This is a genomic window from Kitasatospora albolonga (genome assembly GCF_039535905.1).
Classification (GTDB): Bacteria; Actinomycetota; Actinomycetes; order Streptomycetales; family Streptomycetaceae; genus Kitasatospora; species Kitasatospora albolonga.
This window is the reverse complement of the sequence record NZ_BAAAYB010000157.1, coordinates 1-23,497: the sequence shown is the minus strand read 5'-3', so window position 1 is coordinate 23,497 and position 23,497 is coordinate 1. Positions and strand designations below refer to the sequence as shown.

20 protein-coding genes and 3 pseudogenes are annotated in these 23,497 nt (G+C 73.4%); 14 read left to right on the top strand and 9 right to left on the bottom strand.

Features of this window, described 5'->3' with window-relative positions; translation table 11 throughout:
- Positions 1–18: 18 nt before the first annotated feature.
- From ABD946_RS40665 to ABD946_RS40650, 4 genes are all read right to left on the bottom strand, one after another.
- A complete protein-coding gene (locus tag ABD946_RS40665; protein ID WP_345290748.1) occupies positions 19–570 on the bottom strand; it encodes an RNA 2'-phosphotransferase in 552 nt (183 codons plus the stop codon).
- Between the two features lie 15 nt (positions 571–585).
- The gene (locus tag ABD946_RS40660; protein WP_345290747.1) at positions 586–1,998 is read right to left on the bottom strand and encodes a metallopeptidase TldD-related protein; all 1,413 of its coding nucleotides are present in this window, start codon (positions 1,996–1,998) and stop codon (positions 586–588) included.
- Positions 1,998–3,551: a TldD/PmbA family protein gene (locus ABD946_RS40655; protein ID WP_345290746.1), complete on the bottom strand. Its 1,554-nt coding sequence runs from the start codon at positions 3,549–3,551 to the stop codon at positions 1,998–2,000. Before ABD946_RS40655 ends, ABD946_RS40660 begins: the two co-directional genes overlap by 1 nt.
- Before the next feature lie 126 nt (positions 3,552–3,677).
- A complete protein-coding gene (locus ABD946_RS40650; RefSeq protein ID WP_345290745.1) occupies positions 3,678–4,808 on the bottom strand; it encodes an MBL fold metallo-hydrolase in 1,131 nt (376 codons plus the stop codon).
- Between the two features lie 374 nt (positions 4,809–5,182).
- Between ABD946_RS40650 and fabG the strand changes: the two genes are divergently transcribed.
- On the top strand, positions 5,183–5,902 hold the full coding sequence (gene fabG / locus ABD946_RS40645; RefSeq protein WP_345290744.1) for a 3-oxoacyl-[acyl-carrier-protein] reductase: 720 nt from the start codon (positions 5,183–5,185) through the stop codon (positions 5,900–5,902).
- Between the two features lie 2 nt (positions 5,903–5,904).
- On the top strand, positions 5,905–6,675 hold the full coding sequence (gene fabI, locus ABD946_RS40640; RefSeq protein ID WP_345290743.1) for an enoyl-ACP reductase FabI: 771 nt from the start codon (positions 5,905–5,907) through the stop codon (positions 6,673–6,675).
- A 171-nt stretch (positions 6,676–6,846) separates the two neighbouring features.
- Here the strand turns inward: fabI and ABD946_RS40635 are convergent, their stop codons facing one another.
- A complete protein-coding gene (locus tag ABD946_RS40635; protein ID WP_345290742.1) occupies positions 6,847–7,515 on the bottom strand; it encodes a FadR/GntR family transcriptional regulator in 669 nt (222 codons plus the stop codon).
- A gap of 85 nt (positions 7,516–7,600) precedes the next feature.
- Between ABD946_RS40635 and ABD946_RS40630 the strand changes: the two genes are divergently transcribed.
- The 3 genes from ABD946_RS40630 to ABD946_RS40620 all read left to right on the top strand — a co-directional run bounded on the left by ABD946_RS40630 (position 7,601) and on the right by ABD946_RS40620 (position 9,634).
- Positions 7,601–8,863: an MFS transporter gene (locus tag ABD946_RS40630; protein WP_345290741.1), complete on the top strand. Its 1,263-nt coding sequence runs from the start codon at positions 7,601–7,603 to the stop codon at positions 8,861–8,863.
- 44 nt (positions 8,864–8,907) lie between these two features.
- Positions 8,908–9,030 (top strand): SGM_5486 family transporter-associated protein, encoded by a 123-nt coding sequence (locus ABD946_RS40625; RefSeq protein ID WP_345290740.1) that lies wholly within the window; start codon positions 8,908–8,910, stop codon positions 9,028–9,030.
- Between the two features lie 73 nt (positions 9,031–9,103).
- Positions 9,104–9,634: a SixA phosphatase family protein gene (locus tag ABD946_RS40620; protein WP_345290739.1), complete on the top strand. Its 531-nt coding sequence runs from the start codon at positions 9,104–9,106 to the stop codon at positions 9,632–9,634.
- 173 nt (positions 9,635–9,807) lie between these two features.
- Here ABD946_RS40620 and serB read toward each other — a convergent pair.
- A pseudogene (gene serB, locus ABD946_RS40615) lies at positions 9,808–11,056 on the bottom strand (phosphoserine phosphatase SerB).
- Between the two features lie 173 nt (positions 11,057–11,229).
- Between serB and ABD946_RS40610 the strand changes: the two are divergent.
- The 3 genes from ABD946_RS40610 to ABD946_RS40600 all read left to right on the top strand — a co-directional run bounded on the left by ABD946_RS40610 (position 11,230) and on the right by ABD946_RS40600 (position 15,574).
- Positions 11,230–13,638, top strand: coding sequence for an FHA domain-containing protein (locus ABD946_RS40610; RefSeq protein WP_345290738.1), 2,409 nt, complete (start codon positions 11,230–11,232; stop codon positions 13,636–13,638).
- Positions 13,639–13,782: 144 nt separating this feature from the next.
- Positions 13,783–14,934, top strand: a complete 1,152-nt coding sequence (locus tag ABD946_RS40605; protein WP_345290737.1) for a GAF domain-containing sensor histidine kinase — start codon at positions 13,783–13,785, stop codon at positions 14,932–14,934.
- On the top strand, positions 14,927–15,574 hold the full coding sequence (locus ABD946_RS40600; RefSeq protein ID WP_345290736.1) for a response regulator: 648 nt from the start codon (positions 14,927–14,929) through the stop codon (positions 15,572–15,574). The genes ABD946_RS40605 and ABD946_RS40600 overlap by 8 nt, the downstream gene beginning before the upstream one ends.
- A 31-nt stretch (positions 15,575–15,605) precedes the next feature.
- On the opposite strand, the gene ABD946_RS40595 is transcribed toward ABD946_RS40600, so the two are convergent.
- Positions 15,606–17,366 carry a glycosyl hydrolase family 28-related protein gene (locus ABD946_RS40595; protein WP_345290735.1) on the bottom strand — a complete coding sequence of 587 codons (1,761 nt, stop codon included), beginning with the start codon at positions 17,364–17,366 and terminating at the stop codon, positions 15,606–15,608.
- Between the two features lie 93 nt (positions 17,367–17,459).
- Complete coding sequence (locus ABD946_RS40590; protein WP_345290734.1) at positions 17,460–18,260, bottom strand: hypothetical protein; 801 nt, start codon at positions 18,258–18,260, stop codon at positions 17,460–17,462.
- A 123-nt stretch (positions 18,261–18,383) separates the two neighbouring features.
- Here ABD946_RS40590 and ABD946_RS40585 point away from each other — a divergent pair, with 123 nt between their 5' ends.
- The 5 genes and pseudogenes from ABD946_RS40585 to ABD946_RS40565 form a co-directional block, all read left to right on the top strand.
- Positions 18,384–19,175, top strand: a complete 792-nt coding sequence (locus ABD946_RS40585; protein ID WP_345290733.1) for an ABC transporter ATP-binding protein — start codon at positions 18,384–18,386, stop codon at positions 19,173–19,175.
- A gap of 134 nt (positions 19,176–19,309) precedes the next feature.
- Positions 19,310–19,732 (top strand): NfeD family protein, encoded by a 423-nt coding sequence (locus tag ABD946_RS40580; RefSeq protein WP_345290732.1) that lies wholly within the window; start codon positions 19,310–19,312, stop codon positions 19,730–19,732.
- Positions 19,733–19,742: 10 nt separating this feature from the next.
- Positions 19,743–20,777, top strand: coding sequence for an SPFH domain-containing protein (locus ABD946_RS40575; protein WP_345290731.1), 1,035 nt, complete (start codon positions 19,743–19,745; stop codon positions 20,775–20,777).
- 171 nt (positions 20,778–20,948) lie between these two features.
- Positions 20,949–21,706 (top strand): annotated as a pseudogene (locus ABD946_RS40570) (sulfite exporter TauE/SafE family protein).
- Between the two features lie 35 nt (positions 21,707–21,741).
- A pseudogene (locus tag ABD946_RS40565) lies at positions 21,742–21,915 on the top strand (4a-hydroxytetrahydrobiopterin dehydratase); the annotation flags it as partial.
- Positions 21,916–22,306: 391 nt separating this feature from the next.
- Here ABD946_RS40565 and ABD946_RS40560 read toward each other — a convergent pair.
- Positions 22,307–22,474 carry a hypothetical protein gene (locus ABD946_RS40560; protein WP_345290804.1) on the bottom strand — a complete coding sequence of 56 codons (168 nt, stop codon included), beginning with the start codon at positions 22,472–22,474 and terminating at the stop codon, positions 22,307–22,309.
- Between the two features lie 355 nt (positions 22,475–22,829).
- Here ABD946_RS40560 and ABD946_RS40555 point away from each other — a divergent pair.
- On the top strand, positions 22,830–23,497 hold a 668-nt coding region (locus ABD946_RS40555; RefSeq protein ID WP_345290730.1), incomplete at its 3' end, for an outer membrane protein assembly factor BamB family protein.

Below are 23,497 nucleotides of genomic sequence, written 5' to 3'. Positions count from 1 at the left end.
CCGGCGCCTGACGCGGCCTCAGGCCGGCAGCCGGCCGAGGTAGCCGGGCGGCACGGCGTCGGTCAGCCAGACGCCGTTCGCGGAGATCCGGAACTCGTGGCCGGCCGCGTGCAGTGCCGCCGCGTCCACCGTGAGCACCACCGGACGGCCGTGCCGGGAACCGACCCGCACGGCCGTCTCGGTGTCCGCCGACAGGTGCACGTCCTGACGGCTCATCGGGCGCAGGCCCTCGCGGAAGATCGCGTCCAGGTGCGCCCCGGTGGTGCCGTGGTACAGCACCGCCGGGGGCTCGGCGGCGGCCAGACCGAGGTCGACCGCCACCGAGTGCCCCTGGCTGGCCCGGATCGCCGAGCCGTCCTCCGAGAAGGCGAAGCGCTTCTTGTTGTTGGTCGCCACCACGTGGTCCAGCTCGTCCCGGGTGATCCGGGTGCCTTTCCGGCGCAGGGCGTCGAGCAGCGTGTCCACCGGGACCCACCCGGCCTCGTCCAGCGTGATGCCGATCGAGGCCGGGTCGTGCCGCAGGACCCGGGAGAGGGTCTTGGAGACCCGTACGCCGCGCTTCTCGTCCATCGTTACCGCTACTCCTCAGCTCGCTTGGCTGACCGAGCTCATGTTGAAGTCCGGCACCCGGACCGGCGGCATGGCCGCCCGGGTGAACCAGTCGCCCCATTCACGGGGGAGGCAGGGCTCGGTCTTGCCCGCCTCGGTGATGCGGCCCAGCAGGTCCACGGGGGACTCGTTGAAGCGGAAGTTGTTCACCGCGCCGACGACCTCGCCGTTCTCCACCAGGTAGACGCCGTCCCGGGTCAGCCCGGTGAGCAGCAGCGAGGCCGGGTCGACCTCGCGGATGTACCAGAGGCAGGTGAGCAGGAGGCCCCGCTCGGTCCGGGCGATCATCTCGTCCAGGGTCGGGGCGGCGTCCTGGTCGGCCGTCTCCAGCACCAGGTTGTCGATCGCGGGGGTGAGCGGCAGGCCGGTCAGGCCGCTGGTGTGACGGGTGGTCAGCAGGTGGGCCAGCTCCCCGTCCTTGATCCAGTCGGTGGCCGTCAGCGGCTGCCCGTTGTCGAAGACCGAGCTGTCGCCGTTGGAGGAGTGCGCCAGCACGAACGGCGCCGCCTCCAGGCCGGGCTGGGCCGGGTCCGAACGGAGCGTCAGCGGCAGCTCGCTGAGCCGCTCGCCGATCCGGGTGCCACCGCCGGCCTTGGAGAAGACCGTCCGGCCCTCGGACGCGTCCCGGCCGCCGGAGGACCAGCTCAGGTAGACCATCAGGTCGGCCACGGCGGTCGGCGGCAGCAGGGTCTCGTACCGGCCGGCCGGCAGGTCGATCCTCTTGCGGCCCCAGCCGAGGCGCTTGGTGGCCTCGGCGTGCAGGGCGGCCACGTCCACGTCGGTGAAGTCCCGGGTGGCGGCGCCGACCCAGGAGGAGGCCGACAGGTCCTCGGTCTTGGCGTTCAGCTCGACCGTGCCGGTGGGCTGGTCGTGGCGCAGCCGCAGGCCGGTGGAGGTGCCCAGGTAGCTGGAGACCACCTCGTGGCGGGCGAAGCCGTAGAGCAGCTGGCCCTCCTTGCGGGCCCGGGCGAAGGCCTCGCCGAGCGCCGGCGCGAAGGCGGTGAAGACCTCGATGGAGGTCTCGGCCGGGGGAGCCGTGAAGCTCTTCTGGTGAGGGGCCGCGGAGGACTCCCGGGACGGCAGCAGCGGCTGGGCGTCCTCGGCCGGGCCGGCCGCGCGGGCGGCGGCCTCGGCGGAGCGGACCAGCGCCTCCACCTCGTCCAGGGTGACGGCTTCCGCGGCCACCACGCCGGAGGCGGTGCCCTCGGCGCCGTCCACGGTGGCGATCACGGTGAGCCGGCGGCCCTTGGTGACCCCGTTGGTGGTCAGGGCGTTGCCGGCCCAGCGGAGGTTGGCGGTGGTCTCCTCGTCGGCGATGACCACGCAGCCGTCGGCCTCGGAGAGTTCGAGCGCGCGCTCGACCAGTTCGTGCGGGTGGACGATGGGCATCAGTGACCCGCCTCCTGCTGGGTGTTGAGCACGTTGACGCCGCGGAAGAGCGCGGACGGGCAGCCGTGGCTGACGGCGGCGACCTGGCCGGGCTGGGCCTTGCCGCAGTTGAACGCACCGCCGAGCACGTAGGTCTCGGGGCCGCCGACGGCGCTCATCGAGCCCCAGAAGTCGGTGGTGGTGGCCTGGTAGGCGAAGTCCTTGACCTGGCCCGCGAGTTCGCCGTTGCGGATGGCGAAGGCGCGCTGGCCGGTGAACTGGAAGTTGTACCGCTGCATGTCGATCGACCAGGAGCGGTCGCCGACGATGTAGAGGCCGTTCTCCACCTGGGAGATCAGGCCCGCGGTGTCGGGGCCGCCGGCCACCGGCTGGAGCGAGACGTTGGCCATCCGCTGCACCGGGACGTGGCCGGGGGAGTCGGCGAAGGCGCAGCCGTTGGAGCGGCCCAGGCCCTTCTGCTTCGCCATCGCGCGGTCCAGCTGGTACCCCGTCAGGACGCCGTCCTTGACCAGGTCCCAGGACTGGGTGGCGACGCCCTCGTCGTCGTAGCCGATGGTGGAGAGGCCGTGCTCGGCGGTGCGGTCACCGGTGACGTGCATCAGCTCGGAGCCGTACTTCAGCGAGCCCAGCTTGTCGAAGGTGGCGAAGGAGGTGCCCGCGTAGGCGGCCTCGTAGCCCAGCGCGCGGTCCAGCTCGGTGGCGTGGCCGATCGACTCGTGGATGGTCAGCCAGAGGTTGGACGGGTCGATCACTAGGTCCAGGTGGCCGGCCGTGACGCTCGGGGCCTTCATCTTCTCGGCCAGCAGGACGGGCATCTCGGCCAGCTCGGCGTCCCAGTCCCAGCCGGTGCCGAGCAGGTACTCCCAGCCCCGGCCGACCGGCGGCGCGATCGAGCGCATCGAGTCGAAGGCGCCGGTGCGCTCGTCGACCGAGGTGGCCTCCACCGTGGGGTGCAGCCGGATCCGCTGCTGGGTGGTGACGGTGCCCGCGGTGTCCGCGTAGAACTTGTTCTCCTGCACCGTCAGCAGGCTGGCCGAGACGTGCGAGACGCCGTCGGCGGCCAGCAGGCGCCCGCTCCAGTCGGCCAGCAGCGCGGTCTTCTCGGCGTCCGGCACCTCGAAGGGGTTCACCTCGTACGAGGAGACCCAGGTGACGTCCGCGTGCACCGGCTCCTCGGCCAGCTCCACCAGGTCGGTGCCGCCGGCCGCCCGGCTGATGCCGCCGGACAGCTTCGCCACCGCGACGGCCTGCTCGGCCACCCGCTGCGCGGCCTCCGGGGTCAGGTCCACCCCGGCGGCGAAGCCCCAGGCGCCGTCCAGCAGCACCCGGACGGCGAAGCCGAGCTGCACCGTGTCGGAGGAGCCGGAGGGGCGGGCGTCGCGCAGCCGCCAGGAGGCGGAGCGCACCCGCTCCAGGCGGAAGTCGGCGTGCGAGACGCCGAGCTGCTTCGCTCGGCTCAGCGCGGCGTCCGCGAGGGTGCGCAGCGGATAGGCGAGGAACAGCGGGTCGACGGCACGGCCTTGGGTGCGGCCGGCGCTGGGCGTCGGGGGCATCGGGCTCCCTGAGTCGGGGACGAACGGAGGGTCGGGGCGCCCCGCTCACGAGGCACCCCGTACCGCATCATGGACCGCTCAGGGTTTTGGGGCCAGCAGATTAACGGCGGGTCAGTGGACGGCGTGTCAGGCCACCGTCTCCCACCAGCCGTCCAGCTCCGGAGGGCTGTCCACGTCCACCCGCTGGCCCGGGCGCGGCACCGCGACCGGCACCGCGTGCTCCTTGGCCGCCACCAGCAGCCGCTCGACCGGCTCGGCCCACGGGTGCAGGCCCAGGCGGAAGGTGCACCAGTGCACCGGCACCAGCAGACCGCCGCGCAGCTCGCGGTGGGCCAGCACGGCGTCCTCCGGGGTCATGTGGATGTCGGCCCAGGCCGTGTCGTACGCGCCGATCTGCACCAGCGCCGCGTCGAACGGGCCGTGCTGCTCGCCGATCCTCGCGTAGCCCTCGAAGTAGCCCGAGTCCCCGGTGTAGTAGACCTTCCGGCTCGGACCGGCGATCACCCAGGAGCCCCAGAGCGTGGTGTTCCGGGTGGTGCCGCGGCCGGAGAAGTGGTGCGCGGAGGTGAGGGTGACGGTCAGGTCCCCGAGGGTGCAGGTCTCGTCCCAGTCCAGCTCGATGATCCGGTGCTCCGGCACGCCCCAGCTGCGCAGGTGGCCGCCGATGCCCAGGGGCACGGCGAACGGCGCGGACTGGCTCTTCGTCAGCCGCTGGACGGTCGGCATGTCCAGGTGGTCGTAGTGGTCGTGCGAGATCAGCACCACGTCCACCGGCGGCAGGTCCTCCAGCTCCACCGGCACCGGGTGCAGCCGCTTCGGGCCGACGTGCTGGGACGGCGAGCAGCGGTCGCTCCAGATCGGGTCCAGCAGCACCCGGCTGCCCTCGATCTCCACCAGCGCCGAGGCGTGGCCGAACCAGGTCAGCTGCACGCCCTCGGTCACCTCCTGGTGCGGGCCGCCGTCGAACCGGGCCAGCGGCACCGGGCCGGTCGGCAGGCCCTCGCGCTCGAACAGCATCCGGCGCAGCGTCCCTGTGTCGGCCGGGGAGCCCACCGAGGGGCGGGCCAGCTCGGACGGGGCGTTGTGGAAGACGCCGTCGCGGTACTGCGGGGAGTTCCGCACCCGGGGGTCGGCCGGGTCGGGCCGGCGGCCGAAGGCGACGGGCACCTCGCGGAAGGTCCAGGCGGCGGCCCCGGCCGCGGCGGTCAGGGCGGCCAGCAGCAGGGTCTTGCGGCTGCCCGATCGTTCCTTGCTCATCCGGTTCTACGCTCTCTCGGTCCGTGGCGACGGGCCGGCCGACGGCGGCCCGTGTGGGCAACGGCGGCGACCGGCCCGGTTGTTCCCGTTCCGGCGCCCTCGCCCCGGTATTGGCGGGTCCACTGAGCCGCGGGTGGCCGAGCCGTCGCACAACGTCAGCACCGGCCGCCCCGGTGTCCGTGCCCATTGTCGGAAGGCGACAGTTCGGGCCGGGTGGACCTGTGGGAGACCGATTCGCCCCTGGCCGGAAATGACCGATAGCGTCACACTGCGTACGCGCGCACCGCGTCGCGCACCGCGTACCGCCGCGGCCCACCCGCCACCCCACGTGCCGGACCGGGGCCGCCGGTCAACCAAGGAGAAGAGGTGTGTCCGTGAGCCGCTCGGTTCTCGTCACCGGAGGTAACCGGGGCATCGGTCTTGCCATCGCCCTGGCCTTCGCCGAGGCGGGTGACAAGGTCGCGATCACCAGCCGCTCGGGCGAGCTGCCCGAGGAGCTGGCCAAGTTCGAGGCGATCGCCGTCCGCTGCGACATCAACGACGCCGCGCAGGTGGACGCCGCCTTCACCGAGGTCGAGGCCGCCCACGGCCCCGTCGAGGTGCTGGTCGCCAATGCCGGGATCACCAAGGACACCCTGCTGCTGCGGATGTCGGAGGAGGACTTCACCTCCGTCCTGGACACCAACCTCACCGGCACCTTCCGGGTGGTCAAGCGCGCCTCCGCCAAGATGCTGCGCGCCCGCAAGGGCCGGGTCGTCCTCATCTCCTCGGTGGTCGGCCTGCTGGGCTCCCCGGGCCAGGCCAACTACGCCGCCTCCAAGGCCGGCCTGGTCGGCTTCGCCCGCTCCCTGGCCCGCGAGCTCGGCTCGCGCAACATCACCGTCAACGTGGTCGCCCCCGGCTTCGTCGACACCGACATGACCGCGGTGCTCAGCGAGGAGCGCCGCAAGGAGATCGTCGCGGGCGTGCCGCTGGGCCGCTACGCCACTCCCGGCGAGATCGCCTCTACCGTGCGCTTCCTCTCCTCCGACGAGGCCGCGTACATCACCGGAGCCGTCATTCCCGTCGACGGCGGATTGGGCATGGGTCACTGAACATGAGTGGAATCCTCGAGGGCAAGCGCATCCTCATCACGGGTGTGCTGATGGAGTCCTCCATCGCCTTCCACACCGCCAAGCTGGCCCAGGAGCAGGGCGCCGAGGTCATCCTCACCGCGTTCCCCCGCCCCAGCCTCACCGAGCGCATCGCCAAGAAGCTCCCGAAGCCGGTCACCGTCCTGCCGCTCGACGTCTCCAGCGAGGAGGAGCTGGCCGGCATCGCCGACAAGGTCCGCGAGGCCGGCCTGCCGACCCTGGACGGCATCGTCCACTCCATCGGCTTCGCCCCGCAGGACGCCCTCGGCGGCAACTTCCTGCACACCCCGTGGGAGTCCGTGGCCACCGCCATGCACGTCTCCGCGTTCTCGCTGAAGTCCCTCACCACGGCGCTGCTCCCGCTGATGCAGGACGGCGGCTCGGTGGTCGGCCTGACCTTCGACGCGCAGTTCGCCTGGCCGCAGTACGACTGGATGGGCCCCGCGAAGGCCGCCCTCGAGGCGACCAGCCGCTACCTCGCCCGGGACCTCGGCCCGCGCAACATCCGCTGCAACCTCATCTCGGCCGGCCCCATCGGCTCCATGGCCGCCAAGTCCATCCCGGGCTTCGGCGACCTGGCCGCCACCTGGGAGACCCGCTCCCCCCTCAAGTGGGACCTCTCCGACCCCGAGCCGGCCGGCCGCGGCGTCGTCGCCCTCCTCTCCGACTGGTTCCCCAAGACCACCGGCGAGATCGTCCACGTCGACGGCGGCCTCCACGCCATCGGCGCGTGAGCGTAGCCACCTAGATCAAGCACTACCAGGCGCGAGCCATGTGCACCTAGGTCAAGCACACCAGGGGCGCGAGGAACTGCGCGCGGCGGGAGAAGTGAAGCTCAGCTTCTCCCGCCGCGCGCAGTTCCTCGCGCCCCTTCGGTTCGTGCGTGGTTGCCCTCGTGCGAAGCGTCAGGCGTCGCTGCAGACCCCGATCGCCCGCCCCGCCTCGACCGAGGCCTTCGCGGCGTCGCGCTCCCGCACCGCCGCCAGGATCCCGTCGTGGCTGACGTACCGTTCGGCGATCAGCTCCGGCCCGACGTCGTGCCGCAGGTGAGCCCGCGTCACCTCGCCGAGGTCCGCGTACACTGCCGCCAGCACGTCGTTGTGGGCGGCGGCCACCACCGCCTGGTGGAACGCGGCGTCGGCCTGGATGAAGTCCTCCGTCTCACCGGAGTGCCACGCCGCCTCCCGCCGCTCCAGCGCGGTCCCGATCAGCTCCAGATCCCGTTCGCTGCGCCGGACCGCCGCCAACCCCGCCGCCGAGGTCTCCAGCACCGCCCGCAGCTCCGCCACCTGCTCCTGGTCGGCGTCCGCGAAGCGACGGTGCATCACCCCGGCCAGCTCGCTGGTGGCGAGCACGTACGTCCCCGAGCCCTGCCGGATGTCGAGCAGCCCGTTGTGGGCGAGCGCGCGGACGGCCTCCCGGACGGTGTTCCGGGCCACCCCCAGCTGCTCCACCAACGCGGACTCGGTCGGGATGCGGGCCCCGACCGGCCACTCGCCGGAGGTGATCTGAGCCCGGAGCTGGGCGATCACCTGGTCGGAGAGCGGGGTGCGGCGGGTGGTCGACAGCGCCATCGGACTCCCTGTCAGTTCTTCGTGCGGGACCCCTTCAGGATACCGGGGTGCCCAAAATTCATCCCATCATTCTATGATGGGGCGCATGCAGACCGCCAAGACCACCGAAGCCGAGGCGACCACCACCGCCGTACGCACCTCTCCCCGCCCCGCCGCCCACCGCCTCGGCTGGCTGCTGGCCCTGGCCGTCGCGGTCGCCGCGCTCAACCTCCGCCCGGTGGTCACCAGCCTCGGCCCGATGCTCGACCAGGTCCGCTCCGACCTGCACATGAGCGCCACGGTGGCCGGCCTGCTCACCGCCGTCCCCTCGCTCTGCTTCGCCGTCTTCGGCCTGGCCGCCCCCGCGCTGGCCCGGCGGCTCGGCCCGGTGGTGGTGGTCACGGCCGGCCTCGGCGCCATCGCGCTCGGCGTGCTGGCCCGCTCGTTCGCGGGCGGCACGGCGGTCTTCCTGCTGCTCACCGCCGTCGCCCTGGCCGGCGTCGCGGTGGCCAACGTGCTGATCCCGGTGGTGATCAAGCGGTACTTCCCGAACCACGTCGGCCCGATGATCGGCCTCTACTCGATGGCGCTCTCGGTCGGCACCGCGGCCGCCGCCGCCCTCACCGTCCCGATGACCACCGCCCTCGGCGGCAGTTGGCGCGAGGGCCTGGGCGTATGGGGCCTGCTGGCCGTGGCGGCCGTGCTGCTCTGGCTGGTCACGCTCCTGCTCCGCCGCGACACCCGCCGCTCGGCGGCCTCCGCCACGGCGACCCCGTCGGCCACCACCAGGCTCCCGATCACCCGCAGCCGCACCGCCTGGGCCCTCGGCGCCTTCTTCGGCCTCCAGGCCACCAGCGCGTACGCCACCATGGGCTGGCTGCCCACCATCTACAAGGACGCCGGGGTCTCGGCCGGCACCGCCGGCGTGCTGCTCGCCCTGGTGATGGCGATCAGCGTGCCCGCCTCCTTCGTCCTCCCCAACCTGGCCGCCCGCCGCGGCGAGCAGGGCCTCTTCGTGGTGGTCCTCGCCCTGTGCGGCATCGCCGGCTTCACCGGCCTGGCCCTCGCCGCCGGCACCGTCCCCTGGCTCTGGGCGATCCTGGTCGGCCTCTCGATGTGCGCCTTCCCGCTCGCCCTCACCATGATCGGCCTGCGCGCCCGCACCCCGGGCGGCGTCACCCAGCTCTCCGCCTTCGCCCAGAGCCTCGGCTACCTGATCTCCATCCCGGGCCCGATCCTGGTCGGCTCGATCTACCAGAGCACCGGCCAGTGGTACCTGCCGCTCGGCTTCCTCGCCCTGCTGCTGGTCCCGCAGATGGCCTTCGGCATCCGGGCCGGCAAGGCCCGCCACGTCGAGGACGAGGGCTGACCCCGGGGGAGTCCACCGCCGTAAGCGGATGCGAGACTCCTCCCATGCCCGTCCTCGAACCGAACCCCCCGAACGGTCAGAAGAAGCTCCTCCAGCTCCTCGGCCTGATCGCCGCCCTCGTCGTGGTGATCGCGATCCTCGCCAGCTTCGCCAACGACATGGGCTGACGCCGCCACCCCCAGGAGTGGTGGGCACGGGGAGCGCCGCGCCCGACCGGGGGTTTTCTGGAAAGCTCTGGGTATGAGCGCCGACACCCTCCGAAGGATCATCGTTCTCCGCCACGCCAAGGCCGACTGGCCCAACGGCGTGGACGACCACGAGCGGCCGCTGGCCGACCGGGGCCGTCACCAGGCCCCGGACGCCGGCCGGTGGCTGACCGACTCCGGCATCAATCCCGACTACGTGCTCTGCTCCACCGCCCTGCGCACCCGGGAGACCTGGAAGCTCGCCGCCCACGAGCTGCCCAAGCGCCCCCGCAAGACGGTCTACGAGGACCGGATCTACGAGGCCAGCCCCGGCGAGATCATCGCCGTCCTCCAGGAGACCCCGGACGACCACCACGACCTCATCCTGGTCGGCCACAACCCGGGCGTGCTCGGCCTCACCCAGATCCTCGCCGGCGACCAGGGCGACCCCGACGCCCTCACCCGCCTCACCCGAGGCGGCTTCCCCACCGCCGCCATCGCCGTCCTCTCCTTCACCACCCCCTGGAAGACCGTCGAACCGGGCATCGCCACCCTCGACACCTTCCACACCCCGCACGAGGACTGACGCGACGTCAGGGGCCCCGACCGTTCCGACGGTCGGGGCCCCTGACGTGCGACGGTTCGATCGTCCGCCGGATCAGTCCTCGGTGGGGGTGCCGTCCAGGGCGTCGGCGCTTCCGCTTCTTCGGGGGTGAGGCCCTTCGTCCGCCTGCCCCTTCCCCGCCCCGCCGGAGGCGGTCAGTCCTCGGTCGGGGTGCCGTCCAGGGCATCGGCGGCTTCGACCTCTTCGCGGGTGATGCCCAGCAGGTAGAGGACGGCGTCGAGCCAGGGGACGTTGACCGCGGTGTCGGCGGCCTCGCGGACGACGGGCTTGGCGTTGAAGGCGACGCCGAGGCCGGCCGCGTTGAGCATGTCGAGGTCGTTGGCCCCGTCGCCGATGGCGACGGTCTGCTCCAGGGGGACGCGGGCCTGCTCGGCGAAGCGGGCGAGCCAGCGGGCCTTGCCGGCGCGGTCGACGATCTCGCCGGTGACGCGGCCGGTGAACTTGCCGTCGACCACCTCGAGGGTGTTGGCGGCGGCGTAGTCGAGGCCGAGCTGCTCGACCAGGTGGTCGGTGACCTGGGTGAAGCCGCCGGAGACGATGGCGACCTGGAAGCCGAGGCGGCGCAGCGTACGGACCAGGGTGCGGGCGCCGGGCGTGAAGCGGACCTCGGTGCGGACCTTCTCGGTGACGGCGGCGTCCAGGCCGGCCAGCAGGGCGACCCGGGCCCGCAGCGACTCGGCGAAGTCCAGCTCGCCGGCCATCGCGGCGGCGGTCACCGTGGCGACCTCCTCCTCGCAGCCGGCGTGCGCGGCGAAGAGCTCGATCACCTCGTCCTGGATCAGGGTGGAGTCCACGTCCATGACGACCAGCCGCTTGGCCCGCCGCTGCAGCCCGGCCCGGACGACCGCGATGTCGACCCGCTGGGCGGCGGCCTCGGTGACCAGGACGGAGCGCAGCTCCTCGGTGGGCACGCCGGAGACGGCCAGTTCGACGGCGGTGACGGGGTACTTGGCGAGGCGGAAGACGCGGTCGATGTTGCCGCCGGCGTCGGTGATGCGGCCGGTCAGGGCGGCGGTGGCGGCGGCGGTCAGGGGGTGGCCGAGCACGGTGACGTGGGAGCGGCCCTCGCGGCGCGGGGCGTTGTCGCCGGTGCCGGAGATGATCTCGGCCTGGAGCTTGAGCTCCTCCGCCCAGCGGTGGACGGTCGAGCGGAGCGCGCCCTCCGCGCCGGGGCCGCCCTGGGGGGGTGGCGATCAGGGCGCAGAGCGTGATGCGCCCCCGGGTGACCATCTGCTCGATGTCGATGACGTCCACGCCGAACGCGCCGAGCGTGCTGAACAGTCCGGAGGTGATCCCGGGACGGTCCTTGCCGAAGACCTTGACCAGCAAGGTGCGCTCATCGTCGTACGACCGGGGCAGCGGGGGGAGGGGCGCAGCGTTCATGGTGCCTCCCACGCTACCGGGCCGCCTGACCGCGCCCGCAACGGCGTCCGCCCTCTGGACCAACGCGCGGACGAACGGTGGGGGAACAGTGACCGGCTGACAGCGCCCGCACCGGGGTACTGGAAAGATGGCGCCCCGTCAGGGGTCGGGACCGGCGGGGGGAAGAGCGGGACGTGGCACAGCTCGAAGTGGTGGTCGGCGGGCGGAGGGTGGTCCTCGATCCGGCGCGTTCGTACTCGGTGGGACGCGATCCGGCGGCGGACCTGCGGATCGACGACGCCCGGGTCTCCTGGCGGCACGCCACCATCGGCCACCAGGGCGACGGCTGGCACCTCACCGACCACGGCTCCACCAACGGCACCTACCACCGGAACGAGCGCACCGGGCGCATACCGCTCCGGCCCGGTACCGAGGTCCGCCTGGGCAGTGCGGCCAGCGGCCCGGTGCTGAGTTTCGCCGCCCCGCAGGTGCCCTGGCACGCGGCCGTCACCAAGCGCGGCGAGGCGCCCAAGCAGGCCTTCCCGGCCGCAGCGTTCCCCGCCGCAGCGTTCCCGGCCGCCGCGTTCCCGCGCCAGGAGCCCCCGACGGTGGTGCGCAGCCTGGCCGCGTACACCCGCACCATCCGGATCGGCCGGGCCCTGGACAACGACGTGGTGCTGACCGACCTGCTGGTCTCCCGCCACCACGCCGAGCTGCGCCAACTCCCGAACGGCGACTGGGAGGTGGTCGACCTCGGGGCGAACAACGGGGTCTACCTGAACGGCCTCCCGGTGCAGCGCGCCCGGGTCGGCGAGCAGGACCGCCTCACCATCGGCCGCTCCGGCTTCGCCCTGGTCGGCGGCCAGCTCCAGGAGTACGTGGACGACGGCGCGGTGACCTTCTCGGCCCGCCACCTCACCGTCGAGGTGGAGCACAAGGGCAAGCGCCGCACCCTGCTGGACGACGTCGGCTTCACCGTCCCGGAGAAGTCCCTGGTCGCGGTGGTCGGCCCGTCCGGCTCCGGCAAGTCGACCCTGCTGCGCGCGCTCACCGGCTACCGCCCGGCCGACGCCGGCCAGGTGCTGTACGACGGGCGCGACCTCTACCGGCAGTTCGCCGAACTCCGGGCCCGGATCGGCCTGGTGCCGCAGTCCGAGATCCTGCACCGCGAGCTGACGGTGCGCAGCGCCCTGCGCTACGCCGCCGAGCTGCGCTTCCCCGGGGACACCGAGGCGGCCGAGCGCGAGCGCCGGATCGAGGAGGTGCTGTACGAGCTGCGCCTGGACCAGCGGGCCGACCAGCGGATCAGCGCGCTCTCCGGCGGCCAGCAGAAGCGCGTCAGCGTCGCCCTGGAGCTGCTCACCAAGCCCTCGCTGATCTTCCTGGACGAGCCGACCTCCGGCCTGGACCCGGGCATGGACCGCGAGGTGATGCAGACCCTGCGCACCCTGGCCGACGACGGCCGGACCGTCCTGGTGGTCACCCACTCGGTGGCCGAACTCGGGCTCTGCGACCGGGTGTTGGTGCTCGCCCCGGGCGGCTCGGTGGCCTACTTCGGGCCGCCCGCCGAGGCGCTGTACTTCTTCGGCTACCCGAGCTGGGCGGACGTCTTCCAGGCCTTCGAGAACCACCCCGGCCACGACTGGGCCGGCCGCTACCGGGGCTCCCCGCACCACCAGGAGTACTCCGCCGACTCGATCGCCACCCCGCTGCCCGCGCTCCCCGTACGGCGCGGCGGCGCCGAGCCGCCCCGCCCGCGCAGCTGGGGCGCGCAGCTGTGGACCCTGGTCCGCCGCTACCTGGCGGTGCTCGGCACCGACCGGGGCTTCCTGGCGCTCTCGCTGCTGCTGCCGCTGGTGCTCGGCGGGGTCAGCGCGGTGATCCCGGACCCGTGCGGTCTGGTCGCCTGCGAGGGGGCGGGCCCCAAGGCGGTGAACGGCGGCGCGCGGATGATCCTGCTGGTGCTCGCGGTCGGCGCCTGTCTGGCCGGAGCGGCCAACTCCGTCCGCGAGCTGATCAAGGAACGGCCGGTCTACGAACGCGAACGGGCCACCGGCCTGTCCAGATCCGCCTACCTCACCTCCAAGGTGGTGGTGCTCGGCGCCGTCAGCCTGGTGCAGGGCGGGCTGATCTCGGCGATCGGCTTCGGGGCGCGCGAACTCCCCTCGGAGGGGCTGCTGCTGACGGGTGCTCCGGCCCTGGAGCTGGGGATCGGGGTGACCCTGCTCGGCCTGGTCTCGATGATGGTCGGCCTGGTCATCTCCGCCCTGGTGCGCACCGCCGAGAAGACCATGCCGCTGCTGGTGATGTTCGCCATCGTCCAACTGGTCTTCACCGGCGCGGTGTTCCGGCTCTACGACGAGCCCGGCCTGGAGCAGTTCGCCTGGCTGATGCCCGCCCGCTGGGCCGTCGCGGCCGGGGCCACCACCCTCGACCTCGGCCGGATCTCCCCGACCGCCCCCGAACCGGACGGCCTCTGGGCTCACGAGCCGGGGCAGCTGCTGCTCAACTGGGCGGTCCTGGTGGCCTTCGCGGTCCTGCTCGGCCTGCTGCTGGCCCGGCTCCAGCGCCGCCACGAGCCCGAGGTGATGCAGCGCGGCTGAGCACCGTGCGGGCCCCGGGGGGAGTACCGGAGCTCCGGTAGCGCGGCCGAGGACCTGCGGAGGTACGCGCCGCCCGGACCGGGACCATGGACCTAGACCCGATGCCTCATGCCCGCGCCCGGGCCCCGGCGGTAGCGTGGCCCCATGCCGGAACCGTGTGACCAGCCCGCCTGCGACCCCAACCTCAGCGGCATCGAGGCCGTCAGCAGCGCCGTGCTGGCGATGAGCCGCCACCTGGAGGTGCGCGAGGTGCTGCGGCGGATCACCGCCGAGGCCCGCGCCCTGCTGGGCGCCGAGTACGCCGCCCTCGGCGTGCCGGACGACCACGGCGGCTTCGCCCAGTTCGTGGTGGACGGCGTCAGCGACGAGCAGTGGAAGGCGATCGGCCCGCTGCCCCGCCAGCACGGGGTGCTCGCCGCGATGCTGCACCGGATGGAGCCGACCCGGCTGGCGGACGTCCGGCACGCCCCCGACTTCGAGGGCTGGCCCAGCGCCCACCCCGACATGAAGGACTTCCTCGGCGTGCCGATCGTGGACGGCACCGAGATCCTCGGCGCCGTCTTCCTGGCCAACAAGGAGGGCGGCTTCACCGCCCACGACGAGGAGCTGCTGCGCATCCTGGCCGCCCACGCCGCCATCGCCCTCGGCAACGCCCGCCTCTACGAGCGCAGCCGCGAGCTCACCCTGGCCGGCGAACGGGCCCGGATCGCCCACGACCTGCACGACGCCGTCTCGCAGAAGCTCTTCTCGCTGCGCCTGACCGCCAAGGCCGCCGCCAAGCTGGTCGACCGCGACCCGGACCGGGCCCGCGCCGAACTGGCCGAGGTGGCCCGGCTGGCCGCCGAGGCCGCCGACGAACTGCGCACCGTGGTGGTCGAGTTGCGCCCCGCCGCACTGGACGAGGACGGTCTGGTGCCGACCCTGGCCTCCCAGGTCCAGGTCCTCGACCGGGCCCACACCGCCTCCGTCCGCTTCACCGCCGACGGCGTCCGCGCGCTGCCCCCGGCCCAGGAGGCGGCGGTGCTGCGGGTCGCCCAGGAGGCGCTGCACAACGCACTGCGCCACTCCGGCGCCGGGGCCGTGGCGGTCACCCTGACCGGCACCCCGTCGCGCGGCGCCCGCCTGCGGGTGGCCGACGACGGCCAGGGCTTCGACCCGGACGCCGTCCGCCGGGCCGGCCGCCACCTCGGCCTGGTCTCCATGCGGGACCGGGCGGCTGCCGTCGGCGGCACCCTGTCGCTGGAATCCGCCCCCGGCCGGGGCACCGTCATCGAGCTGGAGGTCCCCGGTGCCTGACACCGCGTCACCGATCCGCGTCCTGCTGGTGGACGACCACCAGGTGGTCCGACGGGGCCTGCGCACCTTCCTGGAGGTGCAGGACGACATCGAGGTGGTGGGGGAGGCCGCCGACGGTGCCGAAGGCGTGGAGCGGATCCTCGCCCTCGCCCCCGACGTCGTGCTGATGGACCTCAAGATGCCCACGGTGGACGGCATCGAGGCGCTCAAGCTGCTCCGCGAGGGCGGCTCCGAGGCCAAGGTGCTGATCGTCACCAGCTTCACCGAGCAGCGCACCATGGTGCCCGCCCTGCGGGCCGGCGCCTGCGGCTACGTCTACAAGGACGTGGACCCGGAGGCGCTGGCCGGCGCGATCCGCTCGGTGCACGCCGGCCACGTCCTGCTCCAGCCGGAGCTGGCCACCGCCCTGCTCTCCGACGACACCCCGCGCGCCCCGCAGGGCCGCGGCGGCAGCCTCACCGACCGCGAGCGCGAGGTGCTCTCGCACATCGCCGACGGCCGCTCCAACCGCGAGATCGCCCGGGCGCTCCACCTGTCCGAGAAGACCGTGAAGACCCACGTCAGCAACATCCTGATGAAGCTCGACCTGGCCGACCGCACCCAGGCCGCCCTCTGGGCGGTCCGCAACGCGGCCGGCTGACGGGTCGGCTGACGGGCTGGCTGACGGGCCGTCAGGCGGGCTCGACCACCAGCCAGGCGACCACCGAGGCGTCCCCGGCCGTCCCCCGGACCGCGAAGGACACCCCGGCCGTCCGCCCGGAGACGTACGCGACCCCGGGGGTGGCGCTCGAACCCGCCGCCGACTGCGCCGTCAGGAAGACCCGGCTGCGCGCCGTCACGGCCGTCGTGGGCACCGTCACCTCGGCGGTCCCGTTCAGGGTCAGCGTGCCCATCCGCGCGCTGCTCCCTCCCTCGCTCACCCGCAGGCCCTGACCCAGGCTCAGGGCCTGGTCGGTACGGAGCACCCCGGGGCCGGAGCGCTGGAGCACGGTGTCGGCCGCCGCCGCGCCGTCGCTCCACTCCATCCGGCCGGAGGCGCCCAGCGCGAAGCGGGTCCGGGCCTCGCCGGCCACGGCGGCCTTGAGCACGTTGCTCGCGGCGGTGCCGGTCTGCAGCCGGACCAACGGCTGGTTGACGTTGGAGCCGCTGTTGTCCAGCGCCAGCGCCGTCCGGTCGTCCTGCGCCACCGCGACGCCGTACGCGGCGGTGGCGCCCCAGCGGTTGCGGTCCGCCGTCACCGGGGCGGAGGTCGGGCCGGTGGCCAGCCCCAGGCCCGGGTCCAGCCGCAGCAGCCCGTTCCCGCCGCCGTCCAGCACCGGGGCCTCGGCGGCCTGGAGGTAGCCGCCGGAGACGGAGACGAAGGAGGAGTTCGTCACCGCCAGGCCGTACTGCGGGGTGGAGGCGTTGGCGCCGCCGTCGTCGGTGCCGGGGAAGACCGCCAGGCCGGAGACCGCCACCGGCAGGGTGGTGCCGAGCGCCTGGAACCCGGCGTACCCGCCGCCCCCGGCCCCGCCGTTGCGGCCGTCCCGACGGAGCATCAGGCCGTTGAGCACCAGCGGGCCGGTGCCGGTGGCGTTCACCAGCACGCCGTTGTACGCGTTGCGGTCGGTGGAGAGGTTGGTGGCCGAGCAGCCGCCCGCGCCGTTGCCGGTGGTCCAGGCACCGGTGAACTCGAAGCCGTGGTGGCCGTTCCACTCCGCCCGGCAGCTGACGAAGTGCGAGTTGGCGGCGTTGTTGACGTAGAAGCCGCTCTTGCCGCAGCCGATCGCCTCCAGGTCGATCCAGGTGCAGTCGGTCATCGAGAGGTTGAAACCGAAGCCGCCGCAGGCGTTGGCCACCACCCGGGTGCCGCGCCAGCTGTAGGCGATGCCGGAGGAGTTGTACGAGGCGGTGACGCCGTTGCCGCCGACCCGGAACACGGCCACGTCCTGGAGCACCACGCCGTGCACGTGGCCGAGGGCCCGGATGCCGGCCACGGTGTTCCCGGCCGGCAGCCGGGAGCCGTCCACGGTCACCTCGGTCAGCCGCTGCTCGTTGCTCACCACCGGGTAGCCGCCGGTGGCCCGGTCGACGAAGCGGATCACCGCGTCGCCGGTGAACGAGGCCAGCGGCCGGACCGAGCAGGCCAGCAGGTCCAGGTGGGTGCCGTGGCTGCCGCGCAGCGTGACACCGGGCGGCACCACCAGCGGGGCCGAGGTGGCGTACACGCCGGGCGGCAGCAGCACCACGCCGCCGACCGGGCACGCGGCCAGCGCCGAGTTGACCGCGGCGGTGTCGTCGGTGCTGCCGTCACCGGCCGCGCCGTAGGGCGCGGCGGTCACGTCGAGCCACGGGGCGGCGGCGGTGGCCGCGGCGGCCGGCGAGGCGGCGGCCAGGCCGGCCGCGCCCGCCCCGGCCGCCGCGAACAGGAGCTTGCGTCGGGTCGCGTGCATGGAGGTCCCCCCGGAGGTCATCGGTGATCGCCGGGGGAGTCTGCCACGCACACCTGACGGGGTGTCGACCGCTTTCGGGCCAGCCGGCCGGTCTCAGCCCCGCTCGTCCACCAGGGCGTTGTACGCCGCCGCCTTGGCCCGCCGCGTGGTGCGGCCGAGGGGAGCCAGCACCTCCCGGCGGGCGGCCATCTCGGAGGCGGAGACGGCCGCGCCGTCGCCGTGCCCGAGGGCGATCCAGAGCAGTGCGGAGATCTGCCGGGCCGACTCCAGCACCCGCACCGCCCGGGGCGGGTAGCCCGGCGCCAGCAGTTCGGTGTGGCCCCGGCGGCGCCACTGGTCCAGCGCCCGCAGCGCCTGCGGGCCGGCGCCGGCCACGTCCAGCTTGGTGAGCATCAGGGTGGTCTCGCGCAGCCCGTCGGCCAGCTCGCGCTCGGCCTCGTGCAGTGACGGCACGTCAGCCGGAGGCGCGTCGTTCACCGCAGAGCAGCGCCAGAGCACCCGGACGCCCTGGTCGCCGGCGGGTCCGTAGACCTCCACCTCGGGCACGAAGCCGATCGGCAGGCCGACCACGAGCACCGCCTCGCCGGCCACCATCGCGGCGTCGTTGAACCCGGCCGGGCCGGTCAGCCCGAGCGGGTGGCCGGAGACCGGCAGGGCCAGCCGCAGCCCGGTCGCCCCGAGCACCCGCAGCCGCCCCAGGGCCCAGGTGAGCCCGTGCAGTTCGCCCTCGGCGTCGCCGGGCAGGCCGGTCACCCGGTGGCTGTCGTCGGCCCCGGCCACGGCGGTGGCCGCGTGGTCGGGGGAGGTGTGGCCGGTCAGCAGCGCATTGCCCCACGCTGCCAGGCGCCCGGAGCGCGGCTCTTCGTACGGATTGTCGGCGGCAAAGGCAGGCATCCGGCCAGCCTACGGAAAGTACGGCCATCCGCGTGGCGTAGGTTTGGACAGCAATCCCGAGGGCCCGGCGCCCGGGGCCCTCGGACACCGCCCAATTTTTCTTGCTTTGGGGAAGGCGTAGGCATGAGCGACGTGCTGGAACTGGTGGACGTATCCGTGGTCCGGGAGGGGCGCGCGCTGGTCGATCAGGTCTCCTGGTCCATCAACGAGGGCGAGCGCTGGGTCATCCTCGGCCCGAACGGAGCGGGCAAGACCACCCTCCTCCAGGTCGCCTCCACCTACCTGCACCCCACCTCCGGCTCCGCCGCCGTGCTCGGCGAGAAGCTCGGCGAGGTCGACGTCTTCGAGCTGCGCGCCCGGATCGGCCTGGCCTCCGCCTCCCTGCTGGACAAGCTCCCCGCCCAGCAGACCGTGCTGCAGACCGTGCTCACCGCCGCCTACGGCATGACCGCCACCTGGAACGAGGAGTACGAGAACACCGACTCGTACCGCGCCCTCGCGCTGCTCGACCGGCTCGGCATGTCGGCCCTGGTGGAGCGGAAGTTCGGCACCCTCTCCGAGGGCGAGCGCAAGCGCACCATGATCGCCCGCGCCCTGATGACCGACCCCGAGCTGCTGCTGCTGGACGAGCCGGCGGCCGGCCTGGACCTCGGCGGCCGCGAGGACCTGATCCGCCGTCTCGGCGCGCTGGCCCAGGACGAGTTCGCCCCGGCGATGGCGATGGTCACCCACCACGTGGAGGAGATCGTCCCCGGCTTCACCCACGTCCTGATGATCCGCCGGGGCAAGGTCCTCACCGCCGGCCCGATCGACACCGAGCTGACGGCCCGCAACCTCTCGCTCTGCTTCGGCCTCCCGCTCACCCTGGAGCGCCACGGCGACCGCTGGGCCGCCCAGGGCCTCCCGCTGGGCTGACCGGGGCTGCTGAACGGCGCTGAACGCACGGAACACGGACTGAACCGGGGCCGGTCGCACATGCGGCCGGTTTCCGCCCGTCCACCTGCGGGAACTTTCCGCCGGGAGAGACCTCGCCTCCCTAGGATGGACCCGTGGACAGCTGGATCTGGTGGCTCCTGGCCGCAGTCGGACTTTGCATACCGCTGGTGCTCACCGCGATGCCGGAGTTCGCCATGTTCGCGGTCGGCGCCGGCATCACCGCGGGGGCCTCGGCCCTCGGCATCGGCGTGACCGGGCAGTTCCTGATCTTCGTCGGGACCTCGGCCGCCCAACTGGTGTTCGTCCGGCCGATCGTGCGCCGCCAGTTGGAGAAGGGGCCGCAGCTCAGGACGGGCGTCGATGCGCTCACCGGGGCCACCGCCATCGTGCAGGAGCAGGTCGACGGGCAGGGAGGGCGGATCAAGCTGAACGGCGAGATCTGGTCGGCCCGTGCCCTGCACCCCGGCAGCGTCTACGAGCCGGGGCAGCAGGTCGACGTCGTCGAAATCCAGGGCGCCACCGCCCTGGTCGTCTAGGGGAGAACGAGTGGAACCCGTCCTGATCGTCCTGATCGTCCTGGTCGTGGTGGCCTTCATCGCACTGATCAAGACGATCCAGGTGATCCCGCAGGCCAGCGCAGCCATCGTGGAGCGGTTCGGCCGCTACACCCGCACGCTGAACGCCGGCCTGAACATCGTCGTCCCGTTCATCGACCGGGTGCGGAACCGGATCGACCTGCGCGAGCAGGTCGTCCCCTTCCCGCCCCAGCCGGTGATCACCCAGGACAACCTGGTGGTGAACATCGACACGGTGATCTACTACCAGGTCACCGACGCCCGGGCCGCCACCTACGAGGTGGCCAGCTACATCCAGGCGATCGAGCAGCTCACCGTCACCACGCTGCGCAACATCATCGGCTCGATGGACCTGGAGTCCACCCTGACGTCCCGTGAGGTGATCAACGCGGGGCTGCGCGGCGTCCTCGACGAGGCCACCGGCAAGTGGGGCATCCGGGTCAACCGCGTCGAGCTCAAGGCGATCGAGCCGCCGACCTCCATCCAGGACTCGATGGAGAAGCAGATGCGCGCCGACCGCGACAAGCGCGCGGCGATCCTCACCGCCGAGGGTGCCCGGCAGGCCGCCATCCTCCGCGCCGAGGGCGACAAGCAGGCCGAGGTGCTCAAGGCCGAGGGTGAGGCGCAGGCCGCGGTGCTCCGCGCCGACGGTGAGGCCGCCGCCATCCGGACCGTCTTCGAGGCGATCCACGACGGCGACGCCGACCAGAAGCTGCTGGCCTACCAGTACCTGCAGACCCTGCCCGAGCTGGCCAAGGGCGACTCCAACAAGCTCTGGATCATCCCGAGCGAGGTCGGCGACGCGCTCAAGGGCCTCGGCGGCGCCTTCACCGGCCTCAACCCGAACGCCAACGGCAGCGGCGCGGCCCCGGCGGCCACCTCCGTCCCGGTCGACCGCCCCTCCGTCCCGCCGACCGCCGGCCCGCGCCCGGTCGACACCGAGAAGGGCGCCGCCCGCCCCCGGGTGGAGCCCAGCCGCGAGTACCCCAAGCTCGACCCCGAGTAGGCCGCACCGCCGACGGGCCCGTTCCCCTGCCGGGGAGCGGGCCCGTTCGCGTATCGGACGGCACTATCCGCCGGGCCCCGCCCTGATGCATGATCGGCGGACGAATCGTCCGGACGTCCGGCTGCGAGCCGCCCGAGTGCCGTGGACCGGACCAGGGAGGGGAAAACACGCATGACGCTCTGGGAGGACCTCGCGGTCCTGCTCGCCGGGGTCGCCGCCGGGACCATCAACACCGTGGTCGGCTCCGGCACCCTGATCACCTTCCCGGTGCTGCTCGCCTTCGGCGTGCCACCGGTCACCGCCAACGTCTCCAACACCATCGGCCTGGTGCCCGGCAGCCTCAGCGGCGCCATCGGCTACCGGGAGGAGCTCAAGGGCACCGCCCCCCAGCTGCTCCGGCTCGGCACCGCCTCGCTGCTCGGCGGCCTGCTCGGCGCCTGGCTGCTGATCGAGCTGCCCGGCTCCGCCTTCGACGCGATCGTGCCGGTGCTCATCCTGCTCGCGCTGGTCCTGGTCGTGATCCAGCCACGCGTCGCCCGCGCGATGGCCGCCCGCACCCGGGACGCGAACCCCGCGGCATCGGCCCGGTCCTGCTGACCGGCGTCTTCCTGGCCGGCATCTACGGCGGCTACTTCGGCGCCGCCCAGGGCGTGCTGCTGATCGCCATGCTCGGCATGCTGCTCCAGGATCCGATGCAGAAGCTCAACGGCATCAAGAACGTGCTCGCCATGGTCGTCAACGGCGTGGCCGCGGTCTTCTTCCTCTTCACCTCCGAGATCGACTGGCTGGTGGTCGCCCTGATCGCGGTCGGCTCCACCATCGGCGGCCAGGTCGGCGCCAAGGTCGGCCGCCGCCTCTCGCCGGTCGCGCTGCGCGCCCTGATCGTCGTGGTCGGCCTGGTCGCCGTGACCCGGATGCTCCTCACCTGACCGCGCCCTCGTGCCGCCCTGCGTAGCCTGACGGCATGACCGATCGCACCCTGCTGACCGAGGCTCAGATCACCGAGGGCCTGGCCGCCCTCCCGGAGTGGACCCGGGAGGGCGGCAGCATCGTCCGCACCGCCGAGACCGCGAGCTTCCCCACCGCCATCGCCGTGGTGGACACCGTGGCCCTGGCCGCCGAGCAGCTCGACCACCACCCGGACATCGACATCCGCTGGCGCACCCTGCGGTTCGTCCTCTCCACCCACAGCGCCGGCTGGCCTCACCGCCCTCGACCTCACCATGGCCGCCCGCATCGACCAGGCACTGCGCGCCCTCTGACGCCCCGTCGCACGCCGCCCGGATGCCCGAAAAGCGCCGGTTCCGGGCGGGATGCCCCCGAGGGCGTGAGATGCTGGCACCCGCACCACGCAGTCGGACGGACGGATCGCATGGCCCAGGACTACCCCGGCCCCGCCGGGCAGGACCCGGTCGGCTACGACTACCAGCCGGGCTGGTACCCGACCCAGGAGCAGCCGCAGTACCAGCCGCAGGAGCAGTACGCGGGTCATCAGCAGTACTACGACCCCTCGCCGTACGCGCCGACGACTACCAGGAGCCGCCGGCCGCACCGGCCTTCGAGCCCGCGGTGCCGCCTGCGGCCGTGTCCGTGCCGTCGCCCTCGCCGTCGCCGGAGGCGCCCGCCGCCGCGGCGGCCGTCGCCCTGCCGACGCAGGGACGCCGCGCGGCCCGCGCCGCCGCCAAGGGGTCGGGCAAGGGTTCGGGAAGGGCCCGGCCAAGGGCACCGGCAGGACCTCCGCCGCTCACCGGTCGACCGGGTCAAGGAGCTGGTCGGCTCCGCCCTCTCCGGCGAGCACGCCCCCGGCAAGGCGCGCCCTGCTGATCCGCGCCGGCGCGGGCGTCGCCGCCCTCGGCGTGCTGGTCCGCCGCCGCGCTGACGGTCACCGGCGACCAGGACGAGGAGACCGCCGCGGCCGGCCCCGCCGCCGCCCCCGAAGACCTTCAGCGTCGCGCACGCCAAGTCCTGGACCGCCCAGCCGGCCAACACCACCGGCCGCCGGCGCCGACGACACCCTGCTCGGCAGCTGGATCACCGGCGACGCGGTCGTCCGTGCCGACTCCACCGGCGTGCACGCCTACGCGCTCGCCGACGGCAAGCCCACCTGGACGGTCACCCCGCCCGCCGACGGCGCCGTCCCCTGCGGCCCTCTCACCCACCGTCAACTCCGACGGCCTGGGCGCCGCGCTGTTCCGCACCTCGGCCGACCCCAAGAGCCCCTGCACCCTGCTCGCCGCCGTCGACACCAAGACCGGCAAGAACGCCTGGACCAAGCCCGTCTCGGACGCCAAGGACAACTACACCGCCCACGCCGCGGTACTGGCCGACCGGATCGTGGTGGTCGGCGACGACCGCGCCGCCGCCTGGGCCGCCGCGGACGGCAAGGACCTCTGGGCGTACGCCGGGCAGGGCCAGTTCTGCACCCTGAGCGGCACCGCCGCCGGCAACCGGGTGCTGCTCCACAGCACCTGTGCCGACAGCAACCCCAACGACCAGGCCGTCGCGCTCAACGCCGCCGACGGCAAGGTGCACTGGTGGCGCGGGCTCAACAACCAGCCCAAGACCGTCACCGTGCTCTCCGCCGAACCGGCCGTGGTGCTCACCACCGGAGGCGCCCCCGCCGACGACCGGATCTTCGCCTGGGGCGACAGCGGCGACCCGGCCACCGAGATCCCGCTCAGCACCGACGGCGGCCGCCTCGAAGCCACCCGGGGCGCACT

Excerpts from the sequence above, each read along its gene's own strand:
- ABD946_RS40665 (WP_345290748.1), bottom strand. The coding sequence starts at position 570 with ATGGACGAGAAGCGCGGCGTACGGGTCTCCAAGACCCTCTCCCGGGTC.
- ABD946_RS40660 (WP_345290747.1), bottom strand. The coding sequence starts at position 1,998 with ATGCCCATCGTCCACCCGCACGAACTGGTCGAGCGCGCGCTCGAACTC.
- ABD946_RS40655 (WP_345290746.1), bottom strand. The coding sequence starts at position 3,551 with ATGCCCCCGACGCCCAGCGCCGGCCGCACCCAAGGCCGTGCCGTCGAC.
- ABD946_RS40650 (WP_345290745.1), bottom strand. The coding sequence starts at position 4,808 with ATGAGCAAGGAACGATCGGGCAGCCGCAAGACCCTGCTGCTGGCCGCC.
- fabI (WP_345290743.1), top strand. The coding sequence starts at position 5,905 with ATGAGTGGAATCCTCGAGGGCAAGCGCATCCTCATCACGGGTGTGCTG.
- ABD946_RS40635 (WP_345290742.1), bottom strand. The coding sequence starts at position 7,515 with ATGGCGCTGTCGACCACCCGCCGCACCCCGCTCTCCGACCAGGTGATC.
- ABD946_RS40630 (WP_345290741.1), top strand. The coding sequence starts at position 7,601 with ATGCAGACCGCCAAGACCACCGAAGCCGAGGCGACCACCACCGCCGTA.
- ABD946_RS40625 (WP_345290740.1), top strand. The coding sequence starts at position 8,908 with ATGCCCGTCCTCGAACCGAACCCCCCGAACGGTCAGAAGAAGCTCCTC.
- ABD946_RS40620 (WP_345290739.1), top strand. The coding sequence starts at position 9,104 with ATGAGCGCCGACACCCTCCGAAGGATCATCGTTCTCCGCCACGCCAAG.
- ABD946_RS40605 (WP_345290737.1), top strand. The coding sequence starts at position 13,783 with ATGCCGGAACCGTGTGACCAGCCCGCCTGCGACCCCAACCTCAGCGGC.
- ABD946_RS40595 (WP_345290735.1), bottom strand. The coding sequence starts at position 17,366 with ATGCACGCGACCCGACGCAAGCTCCTGTTCGCGGCGGCCGGGGCGGGC.
- ABD946_RS40590 (WP_345290734.1), bottom strand. The coding sequence starts at position 18,260 with ATGCCTGCCTTTGCCGCCGACAATCCGTACGAAGAGCCGCGCTCCGGG.
- ABD946_RS40585 (WP_345290733.1), top strand. The coding sequence starts at position 18,384 with ATGAGCGACGTGCTGGAACTGGTGGACGTATCCGTGGTCCGGGAGGGG.